Origin of the sequence: Streptomyces sp. NWU339 (genome assembly GCF_003143855.1) — a bacterium.
Lineage (GTDB): Bacteria > Actinomycetota > Actinomycetes > Streptomycetales > Streptomycetaceae > Streptomyces.
This window is the reverse complement of sequence record NZ_QFRK01000006.1, coordinates 75,130-98,102: the sequence shown is the minus strand read 5'-3', so window position 1 is coordinate 98,102 and position 22,973 is coordinate 75,130. Positions and strand designations below refer to the sequence as shown.

The 22,973-nt window shown below is 73.8% G+C and carries 19 protein-coding genes and 1 pseudogene; 13 read left to right on the top strand and 7 right to left on the bottom strand.

Going from position 1 to position 22,973, the window contains the following annotated elements; all coding sequences use genetic code 11:
• Positions 1-125: 125 nt before the first annotated feature.
• The 4 genes from DIZ27_RS09800 to DIZ27_RS09785 all read right to left on the bottom strand — a co-directional run bounded on the left by DIZ27_RS09800 (position 126) and on the right by DIZ27_RS09785 (position 3,702).
• Positions 126-1,508: an alpha-lytic protease prodomain-containing protein gene (locus tag DIZ27_RS09800; RefSeq protein WP_109377953.1), complete on the bottom strand. Its 1,383-nt coding sequence runs from the start codon at positions 1,506-1,508 to the stop codon at positions 126-128.
• A 405-nt stretch (positions 1,509-1,913) separates the two neighbouring features.
• Complete coding sequence (locus DIZ27_RS09795; protein WP_109377952.1) at positions 1,914-2,678, bottom strand: metallophosphoesterase; 765 nt, start codon at positions 2,676-2,678, stop codon at positions 1,914-1,916.
• Positions 2,675-2,962, bottom strand: a complete 288-nt coding sequence (locus DIZ27_RS09790) for a hypothetical protein (protein WP_109377951.1) — start codon at positions 2,960-2,962, stop codon at positions 2,675-2,677. Before DIZ27_RS09790 ends, DIZ27_RS09795 begins: the two co-directional genes overlap by 4 nt.
• Positions 2,959-3,702: a nucleotidyltransferase family protein gene (locus tag DIZ27_RS09785; RefSeq protein WP_109377950.1), complete on the bottom strand. Its 744-nt coding sequence runs from the start codon at positions 3,700-3,702 to the stop codon at positions 2,959-2,961. Before DIZ27_RS09785 ends, DIZ27_RS09790 begins: the two co-directional genes overlap by 4 nt.
• 303 nt (positions 3,703-4,005) lie before the next feature.
• Here DIZ27_RS09785 and DIZ27_RS45630 point away from each other — a divergent pair, with 303 nt between their 5' ends.
• From DIZ27_RS45630 to DIZ27_RS09760, 5 genes are all read left to right on the top strand, one after another.
• A complete protein-coding gene (locus tag DIZ27_RS45630; protein ID WP_258308314.1) occupies positions 4,006-4,605 on the top strand; it encodes a hypothetical protein in 600 nt (199 codons plus the stop codon).
• A 24-nt stretch (positions 4,606-4,629) separates the two neighbouring features.
• Positions 4,630-8,979, top strand: coding sequence for a cation-translocating P-type ATPase (locus DIZ27_RS09775; protein WP_109377948.1), 4,350 nt, complete (start codon positions 4,630-4,632; stop codon positions 8,977-8,979).
• Positions 8,980-9,460: 481 nt separating this feature from the next.
• Complete coding sequence (locus DIZ27_RS09770) at positions 9,461-10,066, top strand: hypothetical protein (protein ID WP_109377947.1); 606 nt, start codon at positions 9,461-9,463, stop codon at positions 10,064-10,066.
• 169 nt (positions 10,067-10,235) lie between these two features.
• Positions 10,236-11,972 carry a SulP family inorganic anion transporter gene (locus DIZ27_RS09765; protein ID WP_109377946.1) on the top strand — a complete coding sequence of 579 codons (1,737 nt, stop codon included), beginning with the start codon at positions 10,236-10,238 and terminating at the stop codon, positions 11,970-11,972.
• Between the two features lie 191 nt (positions 11,973-12,163).
• Positions 12,164-12,505 carry a metalloregulator ArsR/SmtB family transcription factor gene (locus DIZ27_RS09760; RefSeq protein ID WP_109377945.1) on the top strand — a complete coding sequence of 114 codons (342 nt, stop codon included), beginning with the start codon at positions 12,164-12,166 and terminating at the stop codon, positions 12,503-12,505.
• A 64-nt stretch (positions 12,506-12,569) separates the two neighbouring features.
• Here DIZ27_RS09760 and DIZ27_RS09755 read toward each other — a convergent pair whose 3' ends face one another.
• Positions 12,570-13,229: a bifunctional 2-polyprenyl-6-hydroxyphenol methylase/3-demethylubiquinol 3-O-methyltransferase UbiG gene (locus DIZ27_RS09755; RefSeq protein ID WP_109377944.1), complete on the bottom strand. Its 660-nt coding sequence runs from the start codon at positions 13,227-13,229 to the stop codon at positions 12,570-12,572.
• 147 nt (positions 13,230-13,376) lie between these two features.
• Here DIZ27_RS09755 and DIZ27_RS09750 point away from each other — a divergent pair, with 147 nt between their 5' ends.
• Positions 13,377-13,829, top strand: coding sequence for a flavodoxin family protein (locus DIZ27_RS09750; RefSeq protein ID WP_109377943.1), 453 nt, complete (start codon positions 13,377-13,379; stop codon positions 13,827-13,829).
• Between the two features lie 24 nt (positions 13,830-13,853).
• Here DIZ27_RS09750 and DIZ27_RS09745 read toward each other — a convergent pair whose 3' ends face one another.
• Complete coding sequence (locus DIZ27_RS09745) at positions 13,854-14,921, bottom strand: YihY/virulence factor BrkB family protein (protein WP_109377942.1); 1,068 nt, start codon at positions 14,919-14,921, stop codon at positions 13,854-13,856.
• Between the two features lie 103 nt (positions 14,922-15,024).
• On the opposite strand from DIZ27_RS09745, the gene DIZ27_RS09740 reads away from it, so the two are divergent.
• Together DIZ27_RS09740 and DIZ27_RS09735 are read left to right on the top strand one after the other, a co-directional pair.
• The gene (locus DIZ27_RS09740; protein WP_109377941.1) at positions 15,025-15,657 is read left to right on the top strand and encodes a GNAT family N-acetyltransferase; all 633 of its coding nucleotides are present in this window, start codon (positions 15,025-15,027) and stop codon (positions 15,655-15,657) included.
• A gap of 342 nt (positions 15,658-15,999) precedes the next feature.
• Entirely contained in the window at positions 16,000-17,949 is a 1,950-nt protein-coding gene (locus DIZ27_RS09735) for a DUF1996 domain-containing protein (protein WP_109377940.1), read from the top strand.
• A 96-nt stretch (positions 17,950-18,045) separates the two neighbouring features.
• On the opposite strand, the pseudogene DIZ27_RS09730 reads toward DIZ27_RS09735, so the two are convergent.
• Positions 18,046-18,675: pseudogene (locus DIZ27_RS09730) on the bottom strand (MMPL family transporter); the annotation flags it as partial.
• Positions 18,676-18,865: 190 nt separating this feature from the next.
• Between DIZ27_RS09730 and DIZ27_RS09725 the strand changes: the two are divergent.
• Genes DIZ27_RS09725 through DIZ27_RS09705 form a run of 5 tightly spaced genes read left to right on the top strand, consistent with a single transcriptional unit; the run spans position 18,866 to position 22,940 of the window.
• A complete protein-coding gene (locus DIZ27_RS09725) occupies positions 18,866-19,453 on the top strand; it encodes a hypothetical protein (protein ID WP_109377939.1) in 588 nt (195 codons plus the stop codon).
• Between the two features lie 35 nt (positions 19,454-19,488).
• A complete protein-coding gene (locus DIZ27_RS09720) occupies positions 19,489-19,755 on the top strand; it encodes a hypothetical protein (RefSeq protein ID WP_109377938.1) in 267 nt (88 codons plus the stop codon).
• A gap of 54 nt (positions 19,756-19,809) precedes the next feature.
• Positions 19,810-20,733: an oxygenase MpaB family protein gene (locus DIZ27_RS09715; protein ID WP_109377937.1), complete on the top strand. Its 924-nt coding sequence runs from the start codon at positions 19,810-19,812 to the stop codon at positions 20,731-20,733.
• Positions 20,734-20,791: 58 nt separating this feature from the next.
• Positions 20,792-21,298: an SRPBCC family protein gene (locus tag DIZ27_RS09710; protein WP_109377936.1), complete on the top strand. Its 507-nt coding sequence runs from the start codon at positions 20,792-20,794 to the stop codon at positions 21,296-21,298.
• Positions 21,291-22,940 carry an NAD(P)/FAD-dependent oxidoreductase gene (locus tag DIZ27_RS09705; RefSeq protein WP_109377935.1) on the top strand — a complete coding sequence of 550 codons (1,650 nt, stop codon included), beginning with the start codon at positions 21,291-21,293 and terminating at the stop codon, positions 22,938-22,940. The genes DIZ27_RS09710 and DIZ27_RS09705 overlap by 8 nt, the downstream gene beginning before the upstream one ends.
• The last annotated feature ends 33 nt before the right edge of the window (positions 22,941-22,973 follow it).

Below are 22,973 nucleotides of genomic sequence, written 5' to 3'. Positions count from 1 at the left end.
GTGGCTTGGGCCACACCGGCCGGGGCCGCCCGTTCGCCCCGCGGTGTCCGGACGCGTCGGCAGGGCACCGGGCGGCCATGGACGACCCGGCCGCCCGGAGCTTCACCGCAGCCCATGTGAAGCGGTCACCCGCGCTGCCACAGGGCCGGGGTCTCGGCCGGTGTCCACGCGCCCTGGGCCTGGTGGCTCTGCAGACATCGGTAGCGCACGCCGTCGCTGGCCACCACGGCTCCGGCCTCGTACACGCGGCCCTCGGTCCACTCCTGGCCGCCACCGTCCTGCGGGGCCGGGGCCGGTGTCGTGGCCTGGGCGGTGGTGGTGAGGACGAGGCCGAAGTCGCTGAGGATCGGGTTGACCGGCTGGTAGAACGTCGTGCCACCGCTGGTGCAGTTCCCGGAGCCGCCGGAGGTGACGCCCTGCGCCTGGGCGCCCGCCACGAACGGCCCACCGGAGTCGCCCGGCTCGACACACACCGTGGTCCGGGTCAGCCCGCCGACCGTGCCCTGGGGGTAGGCGACACTCGTGTCATGCTGCTGGATCGTCCCGCAGTGCCATCCGGTGGTCGAACCGGACCGGCACACCGCGGCACCGACGAGCGCCTGCACCGATCCGGTGACCTGCACCTCCTGACCGTCCTGCGCCTTGACGCCGGGCGTGGCCGTCCACCGGTCGTTGGTGGCCACCCACGCCATGTCCTTGCCGGGGAACGTGGAGGCCTGGAAGGTGCCCTGGGCGGTGCGGTCGTAGCCGGTCGTCACCGCGCCGGGCGCGCCGCAGTGGCCCGCGGTGACGAAGCCCTGCTGCTCGTCCCCGGTGACGGAGAATCCGACGGAGCAGCGGGTGGTGCCGTTGATGTAGAAGGCGTCGCCGCCGGTGATGTCCTGCATCAGGCGCGGTGAGTCCGTCGTCGGGTGGATGCCGACGTCCGAGTCCTGGAGCCCCGCCGCCTCGACGAAGGCGGTGCCGGCCGCCTGGCTCCTCGCCTGCACCATGATGCGGTTGTTCGGCACGTCGACGTACCACACCGGCGTGTCCAGGATCTGGACCCGGGTGGCCGCCGCGTCCAGCTTCGCCTTGGCCGCCACGAGGTCGGACAGCGTCCGCCGGACGACCGAGGCCGTCGCACCCTGGGCCTCGATGGCGGGGACGTCCCCGGCGTCGACGGTCGCGACCGTGAGGTTCTCGGAGGCCGTGCCGTGCACCCAGGCGCCGGCGAACCGCTCGCCCAGGGCGATGCGCAGACGGCCCGCGCGGGTGCCCGCCTCCGCCTCGTTGGCCAGCCGTTCGGACGCCTGGGCCTCGGTCAGCCCCAGGTCGCGCCGCAGGGCGCCGAGCAGCTGCGCCGCCGGCCGGTCGGCGTCGCCGCCCAGAGGCCGGGCGGCGCCGGGCGCGAGTCCCGCCGTGGGCGGGAGTCCGGCCGCCGCGACGGAGGGGAGGCCGGTGAGGACGAGGCCGCCGAGAGCGGCCAGGGCCGCTCGACGCGCGGTCCGGGCGTGTCTGAGGGCCATTCGGTACGTCTCCTTCGTTCGGAGGTCGGCCGCCGCGAGCCCGGGACCTGTCCGGCGGTTTCCGCCGGGCCCGCTGCCGCACCCCGCCGCGCTGCCGGGCCCGCCCGCGTACGTCCCGTACGAGGACGGCCCTCCGCCCTGCGACGCTCCCTCACTGCCTGAAGGGCGTGGGAGGCACCCCGGCGCCGGACTTCGCGGACCGGTCCGGCAGGAAACGCCGGACAGGACCTAGGCCTTGCCCGCGGCGCCCGATGCGATGCCAGGAGCGCGCCGATTTCGCGCTTTGGTGCGGGGGATGGGCCATGTGCAGTACCAGGACGCGACGGCAGGCGCCGGGTGTGGTCATACGGAAGCGCCGCCGGCAACGGGCCGACGACGCTGGACGAGCGAGGTGCGCGGCTGTGTTCAGCCGAACGCTTCGGTACCCGCTGACGTGCTCACGCGTTCTGGGACCGGCAGATGGTAGACGTGGAAGGCGCGACCGATGACCGGCTGGGCGACATTGCGCACCCTGACGCCTCCGCCGGTCATGCCGTGCTCCGTACCGGCGTGCGCGTGCCCGTGCACGGCGAGGTCGGCGCCGGCCGTGTCGATCGCCTCGGCCAGCAGGTAGCTGCCCAGGAACGGATAGATCTCCAGCGGCTCCCCGGCCAGGGTCTCCGGCACGGGGGAGAAGTGGGTGAGGGCGATCCGGAGGTCGCAGCCCTCCGCGCCCAGCCGCTCCAGGGACGCCCGCAGCCCGTCGGCGCACCGGCGCGAGTGCCGGACGAACTCCTTCATCACCGGCTCGCCGAACTCCCCGGCGCTGCGCCCGACGAACCCGCCCCCGAACCCCTTGGTGCCGGCCACCCCGATGCGTGTGCCGCCACTGCGCACGACCGTCCCCTCGCCTTCCAGGACCCGGGCGCCGGCGTCCCGCAGGATGGCCGTGACCTCGTCCGGGTGGTCGTCGTGGTGGTCGTGGTTGCCGAGCACGGCGACCACCGGGACGGCGAGGTCCCGGATCTCCTCGGCCACCACGCGAGCCTCCTCCGGAGTACCGTGCCGGGTGAGATCGCCCGCCAGCAGCAGCAGGTCGGCGCAGTCGGGCAGGGTGTCGAACGCGGGACGGAGCAACCCCTGGCTGTCCGGCCCCATGTGGATGTCTCCGACAGCGGCGACCCGGATCATGTCAGCTCCTCCGCCTGGTCGGGCGACGACGTCTCGTTGACCACGACGTCGCAGTGCACCGGAAGCCCGGCGAGCTCCTCGCGCACGACGCGCAGGACCTCCTCGCGGGCGGGGGCCGAGGGAACGGCCCCCGTGACCAGCACGGCCTCGCCGCGGACCTCGATCCGTACGCCGAGCTCACCGAGCTCCCCGGCGGCGAGACGGTCCTGGAGATGGGCGACGCGGTACTCCCGGCTCTGCGCCGGGGGCACGCCACCCGCCGGTTCGGCACCTCGGCTGCTCATGGGGATGCTCCTTCCGCGGGCTCACGGACGACGGTTTCCCCGGACGACGGGGTGTCCGGGGGGCGGGGCGCCCGGATGACGTCCAGACGTTCCAACAGGAAGAAGAAGGCGGCCGGCATGGGCTCGTCCCCGCAGTCGCGCCGCACCCGGTCCCAGTCGACCTTCTCGCGCAGGGCCCGGGCGATGGGCAGGACCGCGCCGAAGTCGAGGTGGTGCTCGGAGAAGGCGGCGATCAGACTCCACAGCAGGTCGGTCGGTGCCAGGACGGGCATGCGCACCGACTCCACCGGGAGTTCCTCCGCCCGGTCGAGCATCTCCGTGGAGACGGGCCGGTGCGCCAGCTCGAAGATGATGTCGACGTCCTGGCCGAAACACGTGGCCTTGATCAGCCAGTCCTCCGGCGGCGTGTACACCGTCAGCCCGGCCTCGTGGAGTGTGGCGGCCACGGAGTCGGCGTCCTCGGGGCGGACGCAGAAGTCGACGTCGTGCTGGAGGTTCCCGCTGCCGCCATGGGCGTGCACGGCGACGCTGCCGGCCAGTGCGAAACGGTGCCCGTTCCGTTTGAGGATCGACCCGACCTGTTTGGCCGCCTCCAGGATGGCCTGGTTGCGGTCGCGGGGAAGCTCGCTGTTCTCCTCCCCGGTGCGTGCCGGTGTCCGGTCGGGCGCGTCCGTGGCCGGCCGGACACCGGGGGTCCCCGGGCGCCGGGCGAGCGGGGCGCCGTCGCCGTTCTCCGTCATGTCCTCTCCCCTGTTCCCCTGTCATGTCCTCTTCCCTCGCCCGACCGGACGATCCGCACGGCCGCGGCCCCCTGCCCCTGCCCCGAAGACGGGCCGACCGCTGTGTGTGCACTGAGTACCCGGGGCACCCGGTCCGACACCGGCGGAGGTACGAGGCGCGGGGACCGCTGTCCGTGCGGCGGGGCGGCGACGGGACCACCTCGGGTGAACAGGAAAAGCGCTCCGGCCGTTCACGGCTGAATATGGGCCACAAGGCAGGGAAGCCGATGGGTGCCCCTGGGTGATGCGCTTGCGGAGGTCGACATGAACGAGGTGAACGACATGAACGACATGAGCAAGGACACGTCTCGTTCGTCGGGTCTTCCGCAGCCCTTGAGGGCCGTGGCGTCGGGCCTGCGGCATGTGCCGGGCGCGGAGCAGGTGGGGAAGGCGGCCGGCGGTGCGCTGGACGCGATCGGGGCGGTGTCCCCGCGCGGTCGCCGCATGGCCGTCTACGCCGGAGCCGGCGTGCTCGGTGTGGCCGGCGTCGTCGAGTGGCCGGTGGCGCTGACCGGCGCGGCCGTCGCCTGGCTCACCCAGCAGCGTCCGGCCCGGCCGCCGGAGACGGAGTCGCCGAACGGCGCGGCACCGCCCGGCGAGCACGGGATGCACCGCCCGGAAACCGGAACGGAACCGGAGCCCGCGCCCGGACCGCCCACCGACCAGGGCCCCGGCGACCGGCTGGGCCCCTCCCGCCACCGGCACGAACCGGCGGAACCCCACGTGCACGAACAACCCGCCAAGGTGGGTGACACCGCGACGGCGTCCGCGCTCAAGCAGGTCGCCGAAGCCACCGCGCACCACGAACCGCACACCGGGCGCCACCCGGGCCGGGACGGCGCACACGACCCGCAGACCGGCTGATCCAGGACCACGGGACACCTCCAGATGCTCACACGCTTCGACGTCGCCCCCCTCGCCGGGGCCGTGGCAGGGGCCGCCGCAGGCGCCGCCCGCAGCACCGCCCGGGGCATGACGTCCGTCCACGACACGACGCACCGCATCGGCAACGTCGCCCGCAACGCCCTGGACGGCGGCCGGCACTGGCGGGCCGGACACCGCGTCCACCTGGCGCTGCGGAATCCCGGCGGCGACGTCGGCCCGCTCGCCCGCAAAGCGGCCGACGAACTCCTCGACCACCCCGACGTGCTGACGGCGTACTGGGACGAGGGACTGACCCGCCTCGTCGTGACGGTGGCGAAGGACGCGGCCGGCGACCGGGTGGCCGAGCGGGCCGTCGCGCTCGCCGCGCGCCTCGGACTGACCGAGGACGCCGATCCGGAGGAGGACGAGACCCCTCACCCCGGCGACCCCCGCGAGGTACGGGTCAGCGCCGCCGCGCTGCTGCTGGACGCCGCCGGTGCGGCCGGGGCCCTCGCCGGGCGCTCGCTGGGCCTGCCGCGGACCCCGAGGACGGTCACCGCCGCCGTCACGCTGATGCGTGAGAACCCCCGCTTCCGCGCCCTGCTGCGGCAGCGGTTCGGCTGGAACGGCAGGGAACTCGTCCTCGCCGCCGCCAACGCCGCCGCCCATGGAGCCGGACAGTCGCCCATGTCCCTGGTCCTCGACGGGCTGCTGCGGACCGGCCAGCTGACCGAGGCGGTGGCCCGGGCCGCGGCCTTCGAGGCGCTGCACGACGACCTCTGCACCGAGGAACGCGCCAGCGTCCCCGGTCCCACCGACAGCCGCCCACCGCTGCGGGTCACCCCCGCCCAGGCCTACGCGGCCAACGCCGGCACCGGCAGCCTGGCCGGTGCCGCCGCCGCCCTCCTCGTCACGCACGAGACCCAGGAGGCAGCCGAAGCCGTCCTCGCCGGATCCCCCAAGGCGGCACGCTACGGCCCGGCCGCCTTCCAAGCGGCCCTCGGCACCTTCCTCGCCCGGTCCGGGATGCTCGTACGCAGTGGGGAGCGGCTGCGCCAGCTGGAGATCGCCGACTCCCTCGTCCTGCACGCCGACGTCCTGCGCAGCCGCCCGCCGGGCACCCCGGACGCCGACGGCGGGACCGCCGCGTTCGACGACCCGGTCGACCCGTTCGCCGAAGCCGTCCTCGACGCGGCCCGCCGGGCCGGGCTGTACGTCGTGATCACGGGCGGCTCCGACCTGAAGGACATCACCCGGCTCGCGGACGAGGCGGCCCCGGCGGACATGCCGCTCGGCGACGTCGTACGGGCGCTGCAGAACGACGGGCACATCGTGGTGAGCGTCGCCCGTGTGGCCGAACCCGGTGACGGCGAGGTGGCGGACGGGCTGTCCGCCGGTGACGTGGCCGTCGCCCTCACCGACGCGCGGTCGGCGGTCGCCTGGGGAGCCGACGTGCTCGCCCCGGGCGGAACGGCCGACGTGTGGCGGCTGCTGACGGCCATTCCGGCGGTCCGCCGGGTCGGCCGCCGCTCGCAGGTCCTGGCCCGCGCGGGCGCCGCCCTGTCGGGGCTCATGGTGGCCCGTGGCGGCAAACCCGGCGGCCGCGCCTGGCGGCGGCTCACCCGGCACGCCCCGGTGAACATCGCCGCGGCCGGCGCCCTGCTCTCCGGCTGGGCCGAGGCCGTCGGCGTGGCCCGCGCCACGCCGCCCGAACCCCGGCTGCACGTGCCCTGGCACGCGCTGGAGCCGCACGAGGCGCGCGACCGGCTGAGCAGCCCCGCGACCGACGCTGAACCCCGCGGTCTCGCCCTGCTCGTCGACCGGTCCCGCCGGCGGGCGGCCCGGTTCGCCCGTACCCCCGTGGCGGCCCCGGCCCGCTGGACCTGGCAGGCGGCCGGTGCCGTCCGCCGGGAACTCGACGACCCCCTCACGCCCGTCCTGGCCACCGGGGCGGTCGCCTCCGCCCTGCTCGGCTCGCTCGTCGACGCGCTGCTCGTCGTCGGCGCCATGGACCTCAACGCCGTGGCGGGCGGACTCCAGCGGCTGCGCGCGGAACAGGCGCTCGCCCGGCTGGCCGCCCGCCAGCAGCCCAAGGCACGCCGGCAGGACACCCGCAGGCGCACGGTCACCGTCGACGCGGTCCGGCTGCGGCCCGGCGACCGGATCAGTCTCGCCGCCGGCGACGTCGTACCGGCCGACGCACGACTGCTGGAGGTGGACGGGCTGGAGGTCGACGAGTCGGCGCTCACCGGCGAGTCCCTGCCCGTGGCCAAGGACGTCGACGCCACTCCCGGCGCGCCGGTGAGCGGGCGGACCTGCATGGTCTTCGAGGGCACCACCGTCGTGGCCGGCCGGTCCGTCGCGCTGGTGGTGGACACCGGCGACCGCACCGAGGCGGGCCGCGCCGTCGCGCTCGCCGCCCGCACCCCACCGCCCGCCGGCGTCCAGGCGAGGCTGCAGGAACTGACCCGCAAGGCGCTGCCGGTGACCCTCACCGGCGGCGCACTGGTGGCTGGGCTGTCGCTGCTGCGCGGCAGCCCGGTACGGCAGGCCGTCAGCGGCGGGGTCGCGGTGGCCGTCGCCGCCGTCCCCGAGGGACTGCCGCTCGTCGCGACCGTCGCCCAGATGGCGGCGGCCCGCCGCCTGTCCCGGCGGGGCGTCCTGGTGCGCACGCCCCGCACGCTGGAGGCGCTCGGCCGGGTCGACACCGTCTGCTTCGACAAGACCGGCACCCTCACCGAGAACCGGCTGCGCCTGGTCCGGGTCGCCACCGCCGACGGCACCGTCCTCGACCCGGGCGCCGAGTCCGCCGTGCCGGTGGTACGGCTGGCCGCCCGCGCCTGCCCGCAGGTGGAGACGGGCCAGGGCCGCCGGATCGCGCACGCCACCGACGAGGCGGTCCTCGACGCCGCACCGCCCGACGGGTCCTGGGCGCCCAGCGGTGAGCTCGCCTTCGAGGCCAGCCGGGGCTATGCCGCCGCCGTCGGCCGGGACAACGACGGCACCCACTCGGACGCCGGTGACCTCCTCGTGGTCAAGGGGGCCCCCGAGACGGTCCTCCCCGCCTGCCGCGACCTGCCCGACGAGACGACCGAAACGGCCCACACCCTCGCGGGGCAGGGGCTGCGCGTTCTCGCCGTGGCCCGGCGGCCCTGCCGGGGCCCGGACGCCACCGCCGAACTCGAAGCCGACCTCGCGGATCTGGAGTTCGTCGGGCTGATCGCCCTGGCGGACGTCCCGCGCGACACCTCGCAGGCCCTCCTCACGGAGCTGCGCCGCTCCGGCATCCTGCCCGTCATGCTCACCGGCGACCACCCGGAGACCGCCCGCGCGATCGCCCTGCAACTGGGCTGGCCGGAGGCGACCGAGGTGGTCACCGGCGACGAACTGGTCGCCATGGGCCGCCGCGACCGGGTCCGCGCCCTGCATGGTGCCGGAGTCGTCGCCAGGGTCGCGCCCGAGCAGAAACTCCATGTGGTGGAGGCGCTGCAACAGGCGGGCCGGGTGGTGGCCATGGCCGGCGACGGCGCCAACGACGCCGCGGCGATCCGCGCCGCCGACGTGGGCGTCGGCATCGAGGCGCGCGGTTCGGCCGCCGCCCGCAACGCCGCCGACCTCGTCCTCACCACCGGCGACCTGTCGGTCCTGGTCGACGCGGTCCGCGAGGGTCGCGCGCTGTGGCGCAGCGTCGCCGACGCGGTGAGCATCCTCATCGGCGGCAACGCGGGCGAGGTCGGCTTCAGCGTGCTGGGCACCCTGCTCGCCGGCTCCTCACCGCTGTCGACCCGTCAGCTGCTGCTGGTCAACCTGCTCACGGACATGTTCCCGGCGATGGCGGTGGCGGTGACCCCGAGCGACGATCCGTCGACGGCGGCCCATGCCGAGACCGGCCCGATGGGCCTCGACGTCCTCGGCACCCCCCTGCTGCGCGCCATCCGGCGCCGGGGCGTGACCACCTGCCTCGGCGCGGTCACCGCGTACCTGATCGGCCGCCTCACTCCCGGCAGCAACCGCCGCTCCACCACCATGGCCCTGTGCGGCGTGGTCGGCGCCCAACTCGTGCAGACCCTTTCCGGCCGCCGGCACAGCCCCCTGGTGTGGACGACGGCCCTGGGCTCCGCCGCGGTGCTCGCCGCCCTCGTCCAGACCCCCGGCGTCAGCCACTTCTTCGGCTGCACCCCGCTGGGGCCCGTGGCCCTGACAGGCGTGACGCTGGCCATCGCCCTCTCGGCCCTCGCACCGCGCCTGGAACGCCTGGAGACGGTCCGGCGCCTGTACGAGCTGCTCTCCCGCCTCGCCCTGAGCCTGGGGGCCGGCGCCCGGCAGGCCCGGCACCTGCTGCACAGCGGCATCGCGCGGCCGGTGGTGGCGTAGGGGCTCTTGTCCCGGAGGAAGCGACCGCGGACCGGGACGGCAGCGGCCCGAGCGGAACTCCCCGGGTGCGCTCAGACTGGAAGAGCAGGGCGGCCCCGGAACCCTTCGGGGGTCCGCCGATGCAGGCGGGCGGGGGCTGCGCCCGAAGCCGAAGCCCGCCAGGACCGAGAAGGGTGAGGATCGGCATGAAGGGTTACGTCTTCCACGGCCCCGGGCACCCGCACCTTCCCGCTCGAACGCATGCAGGACGCGTACGACGTCTTCGGCAGCGCCGTCGCGCCCGGGGCCGTTCCGGCTCCGGGCCGTTCCCGGGCCGTTCTCGGGCCGGTCCGAACCCGGGACAGGGCCGTTCGACCCATGCGCCGAACGGCCCCGGTGACGGACCCTGAAGAGGAGGCGCCGCGGTCCCGACGAATCGGCCGGCGACATGCCGACGCGACTCGTCGTGGTCTCCGGCACCCGCGCGAGGAGGTGACGTCCCATGGCGCGGACGCGTGGTGCGCGGCCACGCAGGGTGTGGTGGTGGCGCTGGCGCAAGAACCCGCTGCGGCGCCGCAGCGATCTGATCGAGGCCTGGCTGCTGCTGGCCACCCTCGTCCTCGCCCTCCTGGCCGGGGCGTTCGTCGGCCTGGCGGCGGCGGGGGCGGTGGACGGGTCCCTCGCGGGGCGCCGCGCCCAGGCCCACACCGTCCAGGCCGCACTGGTCGGGGACGCGGCAAAGGCGCTGCCCACGCCGGTGGCCGAGGACGGTGACGGCAGCGGCCACGTGTGGGCCAAGGTCCGGTGGACCGCCCCCGACGGCACCGTCCGCACGGGCCGGGCGGAGGTCGTCCCCGGGAGCAAGGCCGGCAGCGTGGTCACCGTGTGGACGGACGGGGAGGGGCGTCTGGTCTCCGAACCGACCGGTGGAGCGGACGCTCAGTTCCAGATCGTCATGGCGGGCCTCACGGTCGCAGCCGCGAGCGGGGGACTGGTCCTGCTCGGCGGACGGCTCGTCCAGGTGCGGCTCCAGCGGCGGCGCGCGGTGGCGTGGGAGGCCGAGTGGCGGCTGGTCGAGCCGACGTGGCGGAAGCGCATGACGGGCTGACGGACGCACGGTCCGAGCGGAGCACGCGTGGACCATATGCGCTGTTCACTATCTGCTGAATTGCAAAAATTGGCAATTGCCTACATCCTTGACTGACATGCCCGTCGTCGTGGGCCCTCGAGGCACGCCGTGCGACGGAGCGCCGTAGCCACCGGGAAGTCGAGGGGTTGTGTCGGTACCGTTGCTGCTCGCCGGGGTCTGGGCCCGGATCACGTCGCTGCTGCCCGCCCGCGGCGACCTCGACCAGATGCGGCGCGATCCGCGCCGGGACCTGCTCGCCGGACTGACCGTCGCCATCGTCGCACTGCCCCTCGCCCTCGGATTCGGCGTCTCCTCCGGGCTCGGCGCGGAGGCGGGGCTGGCCACCGCCGTGGTCGCCGGCGCGCTGGCCGCCGTGTTCGGCGGCTCCAACCTCCAGGTCTCCGGCCCGACCGGGGCGATGACCGTGGTGCTCGTCCCCATCGTCGCCGACCACGGCGCGTCGGGCGTGCTCACGGTCGGGCTGATGGCGGGCGTGATCCTGGTCGTGCTGGCGCTGCTGCGGGCCGGAGGCAGTATGCGGTACGTGCCCGCACCCGTGGTGGAGGGCTTCACGCTCGGCATCGCGTGCGTGATCGGACTGCAGCAGGTCCCCAACGCCCTCGGCGTCCCCATGCCCGAGGGCGACCGGGTGCTGGTGGTGGCCTGGCGGGCGTTCGAGGAGTTCGCGCGCACCCCCGACTGGACCGCCGTCGCCCTGGCGCTCTCGGTGGCCGCCGTGATGCTGATCGGGGCGCGCCTGCGGCCGACCGTGCCGTTCTCCATCCTGGCCGTGATCGCGGCCACGTTCGTGGTCCAGGTCGCCGGACTGGACGGGGTACGCCCCATCGGCGACCTGCCCTCCGGCCTGCCCGCCCCCTCGCTCGCCTTCCTCGACACCGGCGCGCTGGCCGGACTGGTCGCACCCGCCGTGGCCGTGGCGGCGCTGGCCGCGCTGGAGTCGCTGCTGTCCGCCTCCGTGGCCGACGGCATGACCGTCGGCCAACGGCACGACCCGGACCGCGAACTGTTCGGCCAGGGCCTGGCGAACATCGCGTCGCCGCTCTTCGGCGGCGTCCCCGCGACCGGCGCGATAGCCCGCACCGCGGTCAACGTCCGCACCGGAGCCACCTCGCGACTGGCCGCCCTCGCGCACGCGGCGGTCCTCGCCGGGATCGTCTTCGCGGCCGCCCCGCTGGTGTCGAAGATCCCGCTCGCCGCACTGGCGGGCGTCCTCCTGGCCACCGCCGTCCGCATGGTCGAGGTCGGCTCGCTGCGCGCGATGGCCCGCGCCACCCGCTCCGACGGGCTGGTCCTCGTCCTCACGGCCGTCGCCACCCTCGCCCTCGACCTCGTCCTCGCCGTGATCATCGGGCTGGCCGTCGCGGGCCTCCTCGCGCTGGGCGCCGTCGCCCGGCAGGCGCACCTCGCCCCGCTCCCGCTCGACCAGGGCGACCACACGGAGGAGGAACGCGAACTGCTGGCCGAGCACATCGTCGCCTACCGCGTCGACGGCCCGCTGTTCTTCGCCGCCGCCCACCGCTTCCTGCTGGAACTGACCGAACTCGCCGACGTGCGCGTGGTCATCCTGCGGCTCTCCCACGTGAGCGTCGTCGACGCCACCGGCGCCCTGGTGCTCAAGGACGCGGTGGCGAAACTGCGGCGCCGCGGCATCGTCGTCATGGTCTCCGGCGTCCGGCCCGGCCACCGCAAGGTCCTCGACTCCGTCGGCGCGCTGGAGTCGCTGCGGGACGAGGGCCGGGAGCACGCCACGACGCCGGAGGCGATCCGTGCGGCCCGCGACCACCTGGAGCTCACCGGCGTCCTGCCCGCGCCCAGGGCCCCGCAGCCGGCCGCCGCGCCCACCAGACCGCCGAACGGGCCCTGACCGACTGGGGATCGGCCGGCACAGCCACCGGAACACAGGGATGTATGAAGTTGCTAATGTCGGAAAACCCAGAAAATGGCGAGGTCGGGTGCCGACGACGTACAGGCGAGGCGAGGGGCCTCGGACCGGACGACGGGGCCGGGGCGGCGCGCCGGAAACCGGAAACCGGAAACCGGAAAGGGGACGGCACGATGACCATGCCGCTGTACCAGCTGAAGGCCGAGTTCTTCAAGACCCTGGGCCATCCCGCCCGCATCCGGGTCCTGGAACTCCTCAGCGAGCGCGAGCACGCCGTCGCGGAGATGCTGCCCCAGGTGGGCATCGAACCGGCTCACCTCTCCCAGCAACTGGCGGTGCTGCGCCGGGCGAACCTCGTGGTCAGCCGCAAGGAGGGCTCGACCGTGTACTACTCGCTGACCAGTCCGCACGTGGCGGAACTGCTCCGGGTGGCCCGCACCATCCTGTCCGGAGTGCTGGCCGGCCAGGCCGAACTGCTCGCCGACCTCAGGGGCGAGACGAAACCGCTTCCGTAGCGCGGCCGAGGTCCCGCTGCGCGGGCCGTCCTCGCCGGAACCGCCCTGTCCCGCGGCCCCGGCGTCAGCCCGCCGGGGCCGCCTCCCCGCCCCCGCGACGGCCGTGCAGGAAGAGCTGGGGCTCCGGCGTGGCGTCGGGGTGGGCCGGGACGAACATCACGCTCTCCTCCGACAGCACCGTCAGCCCCGCCTCGCGTACCAGTGCGGTCACGGCCTGGGCGGCGAAGCTGGTGACCCGCACGTCCTGTCCCATGAAGACACCGTCGAAGCCCTCGACGTCCAGGGGCACGGTGGCCAGCGCGAACAGGCCGCCGGGGCGCAGGGCCAGGGCCAGCCGCCGCACCAGGTCCGCCTGCTCCGCACGGGACATCTGGAGCAGGGCGAAGTACACACAGACGGCATCGAGGGAACCGTCCTCGAGCGGCAGCTCGCGGATGTCACCGCGGCGGAACTCGGCCTCGGGCACCTGCCGGGACGCGATCTCCACCATCACCGGCGACACGTCGACGCCCAGCACCCGGTGACCGGCCGCGGCGAGCGTGGCGGCCGTGGGCCGGCCCGTCCCGCTGCCCACGTCCAGCACCCGGCTGCCGGGCGGGAGCCGTTCGAGCAGCCACGCCAGCGAGGCCCGGTGCGCCTCGGAGGCGGCGAACGCCTTCTCGTAGTCGCTGCCCAGCGCGTCGAACACCGCCGCTGCCGGTGACCTGCGATTCCCGTCGGCCAAGACGCACCCCGTCTCCGCGTGTCGATGCCGGGCATCGTGCCATCCCCGAGCCGCTCTCACAACCGTTCCCCGCTGCTCCTTTCGGCGCTCCTCCCACACCTCGGACCGGCTTGCGAAGGCCCCGGCCGGCACGGCAGGGTCGGGGGTGTGCCGACTCTGCTGATCATCCATCACACGCCCTCGCCCAACTGCCAGACGATGTTCGAAGCGGTCCTGTCCGGCGCCGGCGCCCCGGAGATCGAGGGCGTCCGGGTCGTCCGGCGGGCGGCGCTCTCCGCCACGGCCGGCGACGTCCTGGACGCCGACGGCTATCTGCTCGGCACCCCGGCGAACCTCGGCTACATGTCGGGGGCGCTCAAGCACTTCTTCGACCAGGTCTACTACCCGTGCCTCGACACCACCCGGGGCCGGCCGTTCGGTTACTACGTGCACGGCGGCAGCGACGTCACCGGGGCGGTGCGGGGCATCGAGTCCATCACGAAGGGCCTCGGCTGGCGGCGCGCCGCGGACGCGGTGACCGTCACCGGCGAACCCGACAAGGCCGCCCTCGAGCGGTGCTGGGAACTGGGCGCCACGCTCGCCGCCGGACTGATGGACTGACCCGCCCGGGCCCCGGTGGCGGGATCAGCTCCCTCCGTCCACCCGGCGCCGGTCCTGCTCGTTCCAGGCGCGGGTGTCCCGAGGCCGGGTGTACGGCTCGGCCTCCGGCGGATGACCACCGGCGATGGCCCGCTGCCGGGCGATCTCCGCGTCGAACTCCAGGCCCAGCAGGATCGCCAGATTGGTGATCCACAGCCAGACCAGGAAGACGATGACACCGGCCATCGTGCCGTACGTCTTGTTGTACGAGGCGAAGTTGGCGACGTAGAACGCGAAACCGCCGGAGGCGGCCAGCCAGAGCAGCAGGGCCAGGAAGCTGCCGGGGGTGATCCACCGGAACCCCCTGACCCGGGTGTTCGGAGCGGCCCAGTACAGCAGCGCGATCATGATCGTCACCAGGACGACCAGCACCGGCCACTTGGCGATCGACCACACCGTCAGCGCGGCGTCCCCGATGCCGAGGGTGCCGCCCACCTGACGGGCCAGACCACCGGTGAAGACGACGATGAGCGCACTGACCACGGCCAGCACCATCAGCACGACCGTCATCCCGAGCCGCACCGGCAGTACCTTCCACACCGGGCGCCCCTCGGGTATGTCGTAGACCGCGTTGGCCGAGCGGATGAACGCCGCCACGTAGCCCGACGCCGACCACAGGGCGAGCACGAGACCGAGGATCGCCATGACCGAGCCGGTACCCGCGTTGCCCTGCAGTTGCTCGACGGCCCGGGTGATGATGTCGCGGGCCGCCCCGGGGGCGAGTGCCTGGACGTTCTCCATCACCTTGTCCGTGGTCGAGCGGCCCGTGACGCCCAGCAGCGACACCAGCACCAGCAGTGCCGGGAACAGCGCCAGCACACCGTAGTACGTGAGCGCGGCGGCCCGGTCGGTCAGCTCGTCGTCCTTGAACTCGCGCAGCGCACCCTTCAGCGCGGCACCCCAGGCCCCCTTCGGGAGCCTGGTCGGCGCGTCCGGTGCCGCCTGCTCCACCTCGTCGCTCGGCCCTTGCTCCACCGGTTCCCGGTCTGAGCGCTCCGCCTCCGGGGTGTCACCGCCGGACCGCCTGTGGCGTCCCGGGACATTCAGCTTCATGGCCTTCGGGTAACCACGGAACGGGAAGTCACTCCGCGCACGAGCGGCCGCGGGAGCGGAACAAGGTTGTGGGAGCGCTCCCAAAGCGTGCAGGATGCCGGGCATGATCTCGTCTCCCGTGATTCGTCCGTACCGTCGTGAGGACCGACCGGCCCTCGACGACATCTGTGTCCGTACCGCGCACAACGGTCGGGACGCCCGCCCCCACTACCATGACCCCGGCATCCTCCCGGCGGTCTTCGCCGCCCCCTACGTCCACCTGGAGCCCGAACTGGCCTTCGTCCTGGACGACGGGAAGGGGCGCGCGGTCGGTTACGTCCTCGGTGCCGCCGACACGCCCCGCTTCGCGCGGGACTTCCGTGCCGCGTGGCTGCCCCTGGTCGCCGATCGTCACCCCGAGCCGGACGGGCCGCCCCGGACGCCGGACGAGGAGATGGCCTGGCTCCTGCACCGCCCCGAGCGGATGTCCGTCCCCGAACTGGCGGCCTACCCCGCTCACCTGCACATCGACCTGCTGCCCCGGTGGCAGGGGCGCGGGTACGGCCGGGAGCTGATGCGGACGTTCCTCAAGGCGCTGCACGACCGCGGGGTGCCCTCGGTCCACCTCGTGATGGCGAAGGCCAACAGTTCCGCCAGGGCCTTCTATGACCGGATGGGCTTCCATGAGATCGAGGTGCTCCTCGACGATTCCGTCACCTGCCTCGGGCGCTCGACGCGGGACCACGACCGGCTCTGAGGACCCCATGCGCCGGCGGACGGCGGACGTGAGCTTCCGCTGACCAGTGGTCGCTTCATCTGCCCGGCCCCCGAAGTCCCCACCGTGCACGCCGAGTCGGGCGGGAGCCCCGGGGCCCGGGTGCCCTGCGGTCCCCGGGGCTCCTGAGATTTCTCGAAGAAACCGTGAGGCACTTGAACACGCCGCGACGCGCTTACGTATGGGGCGTGGGAATTCCATGCCCGCCCCCCGCGACAAAAGCGTAGGAGTACTGCCTTGGCACGCAACACACGCAGACGCCCACGAGGTCCACAGCGCGCGACCTTCGCCGCGGTCGCGCTGATCCTGGGCGGAGGGGGGTTGATGGCGGCCAATGTCTACGCTTCCGCGACGGAGGACGACGCCGCGGGCGGGGCCGGTCAGGCACGCGTCCTCGGCGGCGCCACCATCGACTGCCCCGACGTGGCGACCAACCTGACCACGGTCCCCGAGGAGGCGCGGCCGGACGTCGACAAGGAACTGGCCGCGCTGGACGAGCAGATCGCCCAGGCCTATCAGCGCCTGGGGGAGTCCGCACAGGCCATTCAGCAGGACCCCGGCGTCGCCGACGACAAGGTCATCGACCCGCTCGAGAAGGAGCGCTCCGCGACCCTCGAACGCATCGCGGCCGCCATGGAGGAGGAGGGAGACCGCCCCGAGGGCCTCGGTGAACTCGCCGACTGCTCCGTCCGCGACTCCGGAAACGCGTCCGCCCAGCCGGGAGACGGCCAGGACGGGAACGGCCAGGAGGGCGACCAGGGCGAAGGGGGCGACAACAGCGGCAACGGCCAGGACCAGGGCGGCGGAAACGGCGGACAGGCGGGCAACGGGCCCGTCGCCGCGGACTTCGTGGACATCAAGAGTGTCCAGCCCAACGTGGTCAAGCCCGACCCGACGGCGGACGCCTCGAAGGGCACCTTCGTCAGCAGTTGCGGAGTCAACGAGAACGGTCTGTTCAACTCGGACAACGTGATCGCGGCCCCCGGTGTCGCCAACGGCGCGCACCACTTCCACGACTACATCGGCAACCAGGCCACCAACGCCTTCTCCAGTGACGACCAGTTGGCGGCGGCCGACACCAGCTGTGAGGACCAGGGCGACAAGTCGTCGTACTACTGGCCCGTGCTGCGGCTGCAGAACGGCACCGAGGAGCAGGACGCCAACTCCCCCGGCGGCGGCATCGAGGGCAACGCCGGTGAGATCGTGACCCCCAAGGAGGTCACGCTGACGTTCGTGGGCAACCCGCGGGGCGAGGTCACGGCCATGCCGCGGCTGCTGCGCATCATCACCGGTGACGCCAAGTCGTTCGTCAACGGTCCCGCCAACGCCAACGCGTCCTGGAGCTGCACCGGCTTCGAGGACCGGCAGCTCGAGGACAAGTACCCGCTGTGCCCGCAGGGCAGTGACGTGGTCCGCACCTTCGACTTCCAGAGCTGCTGGGACGGCCGCAACACCGACAGCGCCAACCACCGTACGCACATGGCGTTCATGGACGCCCAGGGCAACTGCCCGTCCGGTTTCACGCCCGTGCCGCAGCTGGTCCAGCGCATCGTCTACGACGTCGACGCGCCGAGCCTGAACGACGGCGGCGCGACGACCCCGCTGTTCGCCGTGGACTCCTTCCCGGAGCAGCTGCACAAGCCGGGCACCGACCACGGCGACTTCATCAACGTCTTCGACGAGGACCTGATGCAGGAGATGGTCGACTGCATCAACAGCGGACGCACCTGCGGTGTCGGCGCCGGCGACGGTGGAGAACAGCCGGGTGAGGACCCGAAGGAGGAGCCCACCGAGGCTCCCGGCAACGGCGGCAACGGCGGCAACGGTGCCGAGCAGCCCGGTGACGGCACCGCCCAGCCGGGTGACAAGGGGGGCAAGGGCGACAAGGGTGGCAAGAGCGGCGACGGCGACGGTCGGCCGGAGAACCCCTCGGAGCCCCCGGCCGACGCCCCGGCCACCGAGGAGCCCGCGGGTGACGACGCCACCACCCCGCCCGGCGACAAGCAGCCCGAGGTCCGGGCCTCGGTCGCGCCCAAGGGTGAAGGTGCGGCAGGCGCGGGCAACCAGCAGGGTGACGGCGCCGGCCAGGAGACGCCGGGCGTCGGCACGGCGACCGACGACGCCGGCCGGCAGGCCGCGGCGGCCGACGCCACCGAGCCGCAGACCGTGGGCGGCGGCCTGGCCGAGACGGGTGCCCAGCTCTGGCCGGCGGCCGCGGGCGCGGTCCTGGTCATCGCCGGCTTCGTACTGCTGCGCCGCGTGCGCCGCACCTGACCCGGACGTCCCGCGCGGCGAGGCGCGGGTACGCACGACGGCGGCAGGCCCCCGGGGCCTGCCGCCGTCGTGTCGTACGTCCCGCCGTCCGGGCCTTCAGGAAAGCGTCGGCGCACCCTCGCCCTCCGTGTCGATGTGGGGCAGGATCCGCTCCAGCCATCGCGGTGTCCACCAGGCGTGCCGGCCGAGCAGGGTCATGACGGCCGGCACCATCAGCAGGCGTACGACGGTGGCATCGATGAGAACGCTGACGGCGAGGCCCAGACCCAGCATCTTGACCACGATGTTCTCGCTGATGATGAACGCCGCGAACACGCTCACCATGATCGGCGCGGCGCAGGTGATGACCCGCGCGGTGATATCCAGGGCGCGGGCGACCGAGTCCTTGGCGTCGCCGGTGCGCAGCCAGGCCTCGTGGACGCGGGAGAGCAGGAAGATCTCTTGGTCCATGCCGAGGCCGAAGACGATGGCGAACATCATCATCGGCACATAGCTCTTGATCGGCACCGTGCCGGACACGCCGAGCGCGGTCCCGCCCCAGCCCCACTGGAAGACGGCGACGACGACGCTGTAGGAGGCGGTGACGGACAGGACGGTGAGGACGGCCGCCTTGAGGGCGACGAGCAGCCCCCGGAACACCGCCAGGGCGATCAGGAAGGCCGGCGCGACCACCACGCCGATGATCAGCGGCAGCCGGTCGGCGATGAGGTCGCGGAAGCCGACCTGGGGGCGGGCCCGGCCGCCACGGTGCGGCGCACCGGGGCCTCGGTCGGTCACCCCGGCTCCGTCCCCGTCGGCGGCCTCTTCCCTCTCGCGTTCCTTTCGGTGCAACCTTCGGTCCAACTCGGTCGTCTCACCCGATATCAGTAGGAGGCGACCCTTGGGGGCTGAAATAATGAAAACAAGAACAATTTGTATGACTCTGGCGCTCGTGGGCGGCGCGCTGGGAACCGCGGCGGCCCCCGCCGCGGCCACGCCCGCCGTCTCCACCCGGGCCGTCTCCGTCCAGGCCGCGACGCCCCGGTCCACGGCGTGCCCCACCGGCTGGGGCAGCCTGGTCAGGAGCGCCCCCACGGTCACCACGACACCGGTCCGGGACGTCAGGACCGGACACCACACCTGCTACGACCGGATGGTCGTCGATCTGCCGGGAGCGGGCGGCAGCGGCATCGGGTACACGGTCCGGTACGTCGACCGGCTGTACCAGGACGGCTCTGGCCGGCCCGTCCCCGTCGCCGGCGGCGCCGTCCTGGAAGTGCGGGTGGCCGCTCCGCCGTACGACCCCGAGACCGGTCGGCCCACCTACCCCGCGCGCGCCGGACAGCCCCTGCCGGGAGTGGACCTGACCGGGTACCGCACCTTCAGGGACGCGCGGTTCGCAGCCGGCTTCGAGGGCGACACCCAAATCGGGCTCGGGGTGCGCGCCAGGTTGCCGTTCAGGGTGCTGCAGCTCCCGGACCGTCTCGTGATCGACGTCGCCCACAGCTGGACGGGCGCGAGCTGAGCGCGATTGTCAGTGGTGGATGCCACCCTGCCGGTATGGACGAACTGGAGTTCATGCGCGGCAGGGTCTACGGAGCGGACCACGACGATCCGGGGCCGCGCGACGGGCGGTTGTACGCGGAGCTGGCAGGAGGGCCGCTGGACGGTCTCCTGCTGGACATCACGGACCGCTCCGAGACGGAACTGCGAGGCGGCGTCGGGCTGCCCACCGAGATGGGCCGCTACGGCACGGGCGGCCGCGCCCTGTACGTGCCCCGCGGCAGGGGCGGGCGTGTGTTCGACTGGAAGGGCGATGTTCCCTGAACACGTGGCCCGCGCCGGCCGGCCGGCGCGGGCGCGAGGAGGCGGGAGTGAGCCATGGGACTCCTTTCGGACGGCGGCCGGGTGGTGCGCGACCGGATCGGTGACGCGATCTTCTCCCGGGTGGCGGGACCGGACGGCCGCGACAACCGTGCCCGTATCCACTGCACGCCCGGTCCGCGCTGGTTCGGTCCCGAACGGCCCGTCAGGCGGGTGCACGGGGATGCCTCGATGTTCATCGGCGGACTGTCGGCACTGCTGCTCCAGTCACTCCATCCGCTGGCCATGGCCGCCGTCGCCGGGCATTCCGGGTTCCGCGGGGATCCGTGGGGCCGCCTGCAGCGGACCAGCACCTTCCTCGCCATGACCACCTACGGCCCGGCCGACAACGCCCAGCAGGCCGTCGACCGGGTACGGGCCGTGCACGAGACGGTGCGCGGCACGACCGCCGACGGCCATGAGTACCACGCCGCCGACCCCCACCTGCTGTGCTGGGTGCACATCGCGGAGGTCGACATGTTCCTGCGCGCCCACCAGCACTACGGCGCCCGCCCACTGGACGACGAGGGCTGCGACGGTTACGTGGCGGACATGGCGCACATCGCCACCGCGCTCGGCGTGCCCGACCCGCCGAGAAGCCGAGCCGAACTCGCCGACCGGCTGGCGGACTACCGCGGGGAACTGCGGTCGACCCCCGAGGCACGCGGCGCGGCGCGTTTCCTGCTGCTCAGCCCGCCCGTTCCGGTCCTCGCCCGGCTGCCCTACGGCGCCCTCGCCGCCGGCGCCGTGTCCCTGCTGCCGAACTGGGCGTCCCGCGCGCTGTGGCTGCCCCGGGTGACGCCCGCCGAGGGCATGCTCGTCCGCCCGTTCGGCACAGCCGTCACCGCGGGCATCCGCTGGGCGCTGGCCCCGCCCGTCGACCGGGCGGGGCGCGGACAGCGTGGTCGTCCGCCCGGGCCGGGGCGGGGCGCCGTCGGTTGACACGACCGATTCGGGGCACTCAGTGCTGGCTGGTGCCGTTCGGACACAGGAGGTCGAAGTGGCGGTTCGTCATCGACTGATCAGCACGAGTCCGCAGACGGTCTGGGCCGTCCTCGCCGACGGCCGTCGCTACGCACAGTGGGTGGTGGGGACCTCGTCCTCGGAGCCGGTCCGGGGGCAGTGGCCCCAGCTCGGCGCGGCGATCCGCTATGAAGTGCGGCTGGGGCCCCTCCGCCTGACCAACGAGACGGTCGTCCGATTCTGTGAGCAGGGCGAGGTCCTGGAACTTGAAGCCAACGCGGGGCCGCTCGGCACGGCGCGCATCGCCATCGAGCTGCGGCCGTGGGGAGACCAGTGCCTGGTGCTCGTGGACGAGCATCCACTGCGCGGAATCGGCGGACGCCTGCACAACGTGGCCGTGGAAGCCCTGTTCCAGGTGCGCCACCGCGCCATGCTCGCCAGGCTGGCGAAGCTCTGCGAGGCCGAGGCCGCCGAGGAGGAGCGTCGCCGCCCCCTCGGGCAGGTCGTGTCGCCGAAGCCCGGTCAGGGAGGCGCTCGTGCCTGATGCCGTGGTGATCGGGGCCGGCCCCAACGGACTCGTGGCGGCGAACCTCCTGGCCGACGCGGGCTGGAGTGTGGAAGTCCTGGAAGAGCAGCCGGAGCCCGGCGGCGCGGTACGGCACGACCGGGGCGTCGATCCGGACTTCGTCAGTGACCTCTGCAGCTCCTTCTATCCGCTCGCCGCCGCGTCCCCGGTGCTCTCCGGGCTCCGCCTGGAGGACCACGGGCTGCGCTGGAGCCATGCCCCGCATGTCCTGGCCCACCCGTTGAGCGATGGCAGGTGCGCGGTGCTCGATCGCCGGATCGATGTCACCGCCGACTCCCTGGAGGCCTTCGCGCCGGGCGACGGAGCCGCCTGGCGGCGGCTGCACGACGTGTGGCAGGACCTTCGCCCCGACCTCCTGAACTCCCTGTTCACCCCCTTCCCGCCGGTCCGCTCCGCCGCCCGGCTCGCCGTCCGGCTGCGCGGCGCGGGCGGCCTGCGGATGGCCCGCACCCTGGTGCTGCCCGTCCGCCGCCTGGGGGAGGAGGAGTTCCGGGGTGAGGGGGGCGGGATGCTGCTGGCCGGCAACGCGCTCCACGCCGACCTGGCACCGGAGGCCGCGGGCAGCGGGGGCTTCGGCTGGCTGATGTCGATGCTCGGACAGACCTACGGCTTCCCCGTGCCGTCCGGCGGCTCCGGCGCCCTCATCGAGGCGCTGTCCCGCCGGCTGGCCGCACGCGGCGGCCTGCTGCGCTGCGGTCGGCGCGTCGACCGCGTCGTCGTGCGCGAGGGCCGGGCGGTGGGGGTGCGCACCGCGGACGGCGAGACGATCGGCGCCGGGCGGGCCGTCCTCGCGGACGTGTCCGTACCGGCCCTGTACGGCGAACTCGTCGACGCCGCGCACCTTCCCGCCCAGCTGGTGTCCGATCTGCGGCGCTTCCAGTGGGACTTCGCCACCTTCAAGGTGGACTGGGCACTCGACGGCCCGGTGCCCTGGCAGGCCGAGCAGGCCGCGGGCGCCGGCACCGTCCACCTCGCGGACGGCGTCGACGAACTGACCCGGTTCGCGGCCCAGATCGCCATGCGCCGGGTCCCCGATCGTCCCTTCTGCCTGTTCGGGCAGATGACGACGTCCGACCCCGCTCGTTCCCCCCGGGGCACCGAGTCCGCGTGGGCCTACACCCACGTGCCCCACACCATCGCGGGCGACGCGGGCGACGAGGGACTCACCGGTACCTGGGACGCCGGGGAGCAGGAGATCATGGCCGACCGCGTCGAGCGCCAGGTCGAACGGTTCGCACCCGGGTTCCGCTCCCGGATCCGGGCCCGGCGCGTGCTCGCCCCGCCGACGCTCCAGTCCCTCGACCGGAATCTGCACGGCGGCGCCATCAACGGCGGCACCACGGCCATGCACCAGCAGCTCTTCTTCCGCCCGACGCCCGGCACCGGACGACCGGAGACGCCCGTGAAAGGTCTGTATCTGGCGTCTGCGGGAGCACACCCGGGCGGCGGTGTCCACGGCGCACCGGGTGCCAACGCCGCCCGCGTGGCCCTGCGCCGGCACCTGACGCCGGGTCTGTCACGGGTGCAACGCCTGCTGGCCCGCCGGGACCGCACCGGCCGCAGACAACCCGGCCCGGGCCCCCGAGCCGACGGCGGATGACCGAACACCGACGACCACAGGCGGAGGCGAGAC